Source organism: Globicatella sanguinis NBRC 15551, assembly GCF_001552295.1.
GTDB classification, from domain to species: domain Bacteria; phylum Bacillota; class Bacilli; order Lactobacillales; family Aerococcaceae; genus Globicatella; species Globicatella sanguinis.
Map to the genome: position 1 here is coordinate 1 of NZ_BCQX01000145.1, position 4725 is coordinate 4725.

At 34.2% G+C, this 4725-nt stretch carries 5 protein-coding genes; all 5 read left to right on the forward strand.

Features of this window, described 5'->3' with window-relative positions:
- Positions 1–548 precede the first annotated feature (548 nt).
- Positions 549–1682, forward strand: a complete 1134-nt coding sequence (locus GSA01S_RS09330) for a helix-hairpin-helix domain-containing protein (protein ID WP_066126900.1) — start codon at positions 549–551, stop codon at positions 1680–1682.
- Between the two features lie 339 nt (positions 1683–2021).
- Positions 2022–2861 (forward strand): hypothetical protein, encoded by an 840-nt coding sequence (locus tag GSA01S_RS09335; protein ID WP_066126902.1) that lies wholly within the window; start codon positions 2022–2024, stop codon positions 2859–2861.
- Positions 2862–2892: 31 nt separating this feature from the next.
- Positions 2893–3816 (forward strand): hypothetical protein, encoded by a 924-nt coding sequence (locus GSA01S_RS09340; RefSeq protein ID WP_169792694.1) that lies wholly within the window; start codon positions 2893–2895, stop codon positions 3814–3816.
- A gap of 160 nt (positions 3817–3976) precedes the next feature.
- Positions 3977–4330, forward strand: coding sequence for a type II toxin-antitoxin system RelE/ParE family toxin (locus GSA01S_RS09345; protein WP_066126906.1), 354 nt, complete (start codon positions 3977–3979; stop codon positions 4328–4330).
- 1 nt (position 4331) lies between these two features.
- On the forward strand, positions 4332–4725 hold a 394-nt coding region (locus GSA01S_RS09350), incomplete at its 3' end, for a helix-turn-helix domain-containing protein (protein WP_083513294.1).

Consider the following 4725-nt stretch of genomic DNA (forward strand, 5'->3'; position numbering starts at 1 on the left):
CTATTCAAGTATAATAAAAATTTTGATAATATAGACGGAGAAGGAAACGTATATTACTTTAGATAGTAAAAATTGTAAAACGAGATGTCGTGAATGGCATTTTTCTTAATACATCATGTTTTGTATAGCGATTTGCTTGTAAATAGTATAGTGGTTTTTATAAAATAAGAGCTAGGAACTGATTAAACTGATGAAATTTTATAGCCAACATGATGGTGATGTTTAATTATAAAATGGTTTGGCTATCGGAGTCTTTCCTGCTAGCAAAATATCAAAAAATTCATTTGGAGTAGATTGGATAGAGGTTGAGAGATAGCTTGAATTGATTTTAAGGGTTAGAGCATGATGACCAAGTTTATTTTGGTAAAGTTTTGCGATTAATCATTGAAACTCCTTATTCCAAAGATTAACGTTATGACTTCCCGTCTTCACGGCATACAACGAATCAGAGTTTCTCTTGGAGAGGACGAGGCATGGGTTGTTCACCCATATACCCAGAAGGTAAGTAGGTAGCACTTGAATTTAAGGATAGGAAAGGAATGATATTGATGTCACGAGAAACAGAAAATATTTTTAGACAGTTAGAAGTTTTTCTAGACCAACATTTGGATGAATATGAAAATATTGATGAGGCGATTAATGATTATGTCGCTCGTTTTAATGATGGGGTGATTGACGAACTAGAAGATGATACTAGCAGAGCGTTGGAGTTGTTGGATGAAGCAATGGAAAGCGATGATGCTGATGAGCGCTTAGCATTATTAGAAGAGGCCAATCAATTGGAACCAGACAACTTAGATATTTATTGTGCTTTATGTCTTGAACGTTATGATGATATAAGAATCATTACATCTATTGAAGAAAAGACAAAAGAATACTTGAAAACCCATCGTCGATTTATCAAAGAAGCTTCTTATGCGGGAGTTGAAAATCGTCCTTATTTTCGTGCCCGCAGATTATTGTTAGATTTTTATAAGGAGCAATTGCTTTTGGGAAAGGCTGAAGACACAGCGAGGGAAATCTTACGATATAATCCGAATGATAATTTGGGTGTTCGTTATAGTTTAATGGCGATTTATGTTCTATCTTTCCAACCTTCAAAAGCGCGGCTCTTTTTCAAAAAAGATTCCATGTATCAAAAGGACGATCAAATGTTATTTTTCTTGGCAGTCAGCTTGATTCTTGAAGGAGACCTTAATTATGCCGAACGGATTATTCAGAAGTTATGGGAGATTAATCCTACAATCACTCAATTTTTCGTAACGGAAAAATTTAACAGTTTCCAGGTTTATGAATCGTTGCCGTTTGAATCTTATCAGTTCAATTCAGAAAGCTCACTTGCGATTGCTTTTAATGAGGTATTGAGTTTATTTCAGCATTCCGTATTTTTATATCGGACTTTCCAAGAAACACTAGAAAAAATTAATCCGGAATATTATGAACAATATTATGCTGAAAAATCAAATGGGATCGCCTTATACAGAGAATCTTATAAATTAGCCGGGACTGGAATCTTTACGAATATTGATAGCAGATATGTTCGTTCGCTATTATCAGAGGGGTTGCGGACATTAGAGGACTTCCAAACTATAACTGAACATGAAGTCTTAGCGATTGAGGGAATCGGAAAAACAACAGTGAAGAAACTAAGAGACAATGGCGTTACTTTTAAAGGAGAATAGAAAATAATGATAAGCTCGTTTGCCGGTGGGTAGACGGGTTATTTTGTTGTCATTAAAAATGACCTAGTAGTTACTAGAGAATGTAAGCAATTCACTGAAACGAGAAAAATTGCGGTGGTTCAAAATACTTTAACTCTTAAAATTACGTACGGTTCGAAAAAGTTTTTAAACTGGCATAGAGATGATAAAATAAAGGTGAATAGTATTTCGATATGGGCATAAAACAAGATAGGGAATGAAAGCGAAGGAGATTAGAGGAAAAGGGAGAGTCTATTTATTTAATAAAATAATCGTGATGGTCTGGACTTGCGTAAAATGTAAAAATCAAGGAGCGAAAAAATGAATAGAAAATTAATGGTCGGAATAGTGATAGGACTTATGACGCTGTTGACTTCTTGTCAGACTATTGAAAAAGCAGTAGAAGAAACATTCGCTACGCAGCCCCAAAAGCTAAATGTAGAGGAAACAGAGGACAAAAATTTTTTTGAAAAACTTAAGGATATCTTCTTTGATGAAAGTAATGACCCCGTATTTATATTAGACATTATTAGCGATGCAGAAGATAAAATAGGTTTTGAATTTACTATTGAACTCAATTCATATTTTCATAGATATCTTTCGGAGCATGGAATTCAACGTTATCTATCAGAAGAAGAAGTCATCGAAATAGTTAAAAAATTTGACGAGAATAACTTAATATTAAATCCTGATAAACGAGATGAAGTGATGGATGAGTTATTTGATTTAGTAGGTACGAGAGATTTCTATATTTATGAGGCTCGATTTAGACTTCATGATAGTAGTATCTATATATACATTGTGAATCCTGACAACCCTAAATATGTAGATTTATATTATTATAACTTAGGAATTGGCTCATGGACGGTCTCACCAGAAAAATTGAGTGCAGATGTTAATCCTATGGAAGGAGCGATTTTGTTATCAGATATTGATTTTGATAATTATAACAAGATTAGGAATGTCGGCATTGAAATCTTGAAAGAAATAGGAGATTACAGAGAGTTCAATACGATGAATAGAGAACTTGGAATTAGCATGATCAGTACACATTGGCGTGGCGAGGATTTAGTTTTTAAAGCTGAAGTGAAGGGTGTTAGAGAAGACTACGATTTAACATTTGATGCAAAAGGTAATCTAATCGAGAAAGAGAGGGTATAATGCGTTGTTCATCATTATAATCTTGTTTTTTATGTACGTTTTTCCTATGTTTTTTCTTAGCTTACCCATTATTCGGACAACACCTTATGTCGCTACCGCGCTTTTAGCTATGGGTGTGATTCTTTGGTTGGTGCAAACTTACGCGATTTCGAAGTTTATCACGATACCTAGAAAACTAGCGAGGCAACATAAAAGAGTTCAACGAAAGGGAAAGTCGGTACAAGCGGAAGTCTTAGCGTCGAGTCATGATGGACTGATAGACGATGAACCTTCCAAAAAAATACTGCTAAGCTTTACGAATTTAGTGGGCAGTCAAGTCAAGACTTATATTCATCTTGTGGATACTAAGGAACATGAAAAAAGGTTTGAGCCTGGAAAAGAAATTACCATAAAATTAAATCAAAATAGTTTTGAACCACCATTTACTGTCGGGAAAGGAGAATATGGGACATCGCCTCGACCTTGGATTTGGCTTTGGCTGATTTTTAATCTTCTTTATATGGTTGGCTTTTTCGTTTTTTCCTATTATTTGCAGAGTGATGGTTTCGGTTGGCGTTTTCTCAATCCATTTTCGCCGTGGTTATGGGCACCCGTTTTGGGTATTTTCATTATAAATTTCTTACTAAAAACATTTGGTAGCCAAGATATTATTACCGAATTTTACCCGCTTCAATCATTTCGTTCTAATAAAGATTTTGGTGAACTTTTATTATATGGTAAAACAACGCAAGGAGAAATTGTTAACTTTTCTCAAACTGGAACTTATATTAATGAACAACCTCAAGTGCGTTTTGATGTTCATTTTTTAAATGACCGGGGAGACTTATTAAGTAAAAAGTTTAAACAAACCATTCCTTTGACAGCTTTACACGAATTGAAGAAAGGTGAAGCGGAGGTTATCTACCTCCCGAGAGATACGGATATCTTTATGGTCAAGCCATCTCAGTCGGAGTGAGCACAGTAGAGTTGGTAAGATCTATTCAAATTGAATTTATGGGAAGCTACGTTCAGTGGCTTCTTTTTTATATTGATGTCAAATCTTTATTATTTGCAAATTGAGCCCTTGAATTTATAGGTTATAGCCTATATAATGTAATTAGATAAGGGAGCTAGCTATGGATAAATTTGAAATTATTTTTTACGAAAAAGTTGATGGAATTCAACCTGTTGTAGACTTTATTCTTAATCAGAATATAAAAATGCGAGCTAAGATATTAAAGTCAATTGAACTCCTTGAGGAAAAAGGGAATTACTTAAGGGCTCCGTATTCTAAACATTTAGATGACGGGATATTTGAATTGAGAATAAAGCAAGCAAGTGACATAACGAGAGTATTGTACTTTTTTGTACTGGATAAAAAGATAGTGATGACCAATGCTTTTGTAAAAAAAACTCAAAAAACGCCTAAGTCAGAAATTGAGTTAGCAAAGAGACGCAGATCGAAGTTTATAGAAAGGGAAGGTTTATAATATGGGGAAAACATTTAGAGAATTATTAAATGAAGAACTAACGAATCCGGAATTTAAAATGGAATGGGATAATTTAGATGCTGAATTTCAAATCATAAGAGCGATGATTGGTGCAAGAAATGAAAAGGATATTACACAAAAAGAGTTATCAGAAATGACCGGTATTGCGCAGGGAGATATTAGTAAAATTGAAAATGGAAATGCCAATCCATCAATCAATACCTTAAAGAGATTAGCAAAAGCATTTGGGAAAAACTTAAAAATTTCTTTTGAGGAACCAACAGAGAACAAAGAAAATTTAGAGTTTTCAATCGCAGAAGAACCTACAGAATATCAATTGAAAGGGAGAGGGCAAGAAGTAGAAAATCAGTCGATTTTAGCTTCGTCTGCCCACC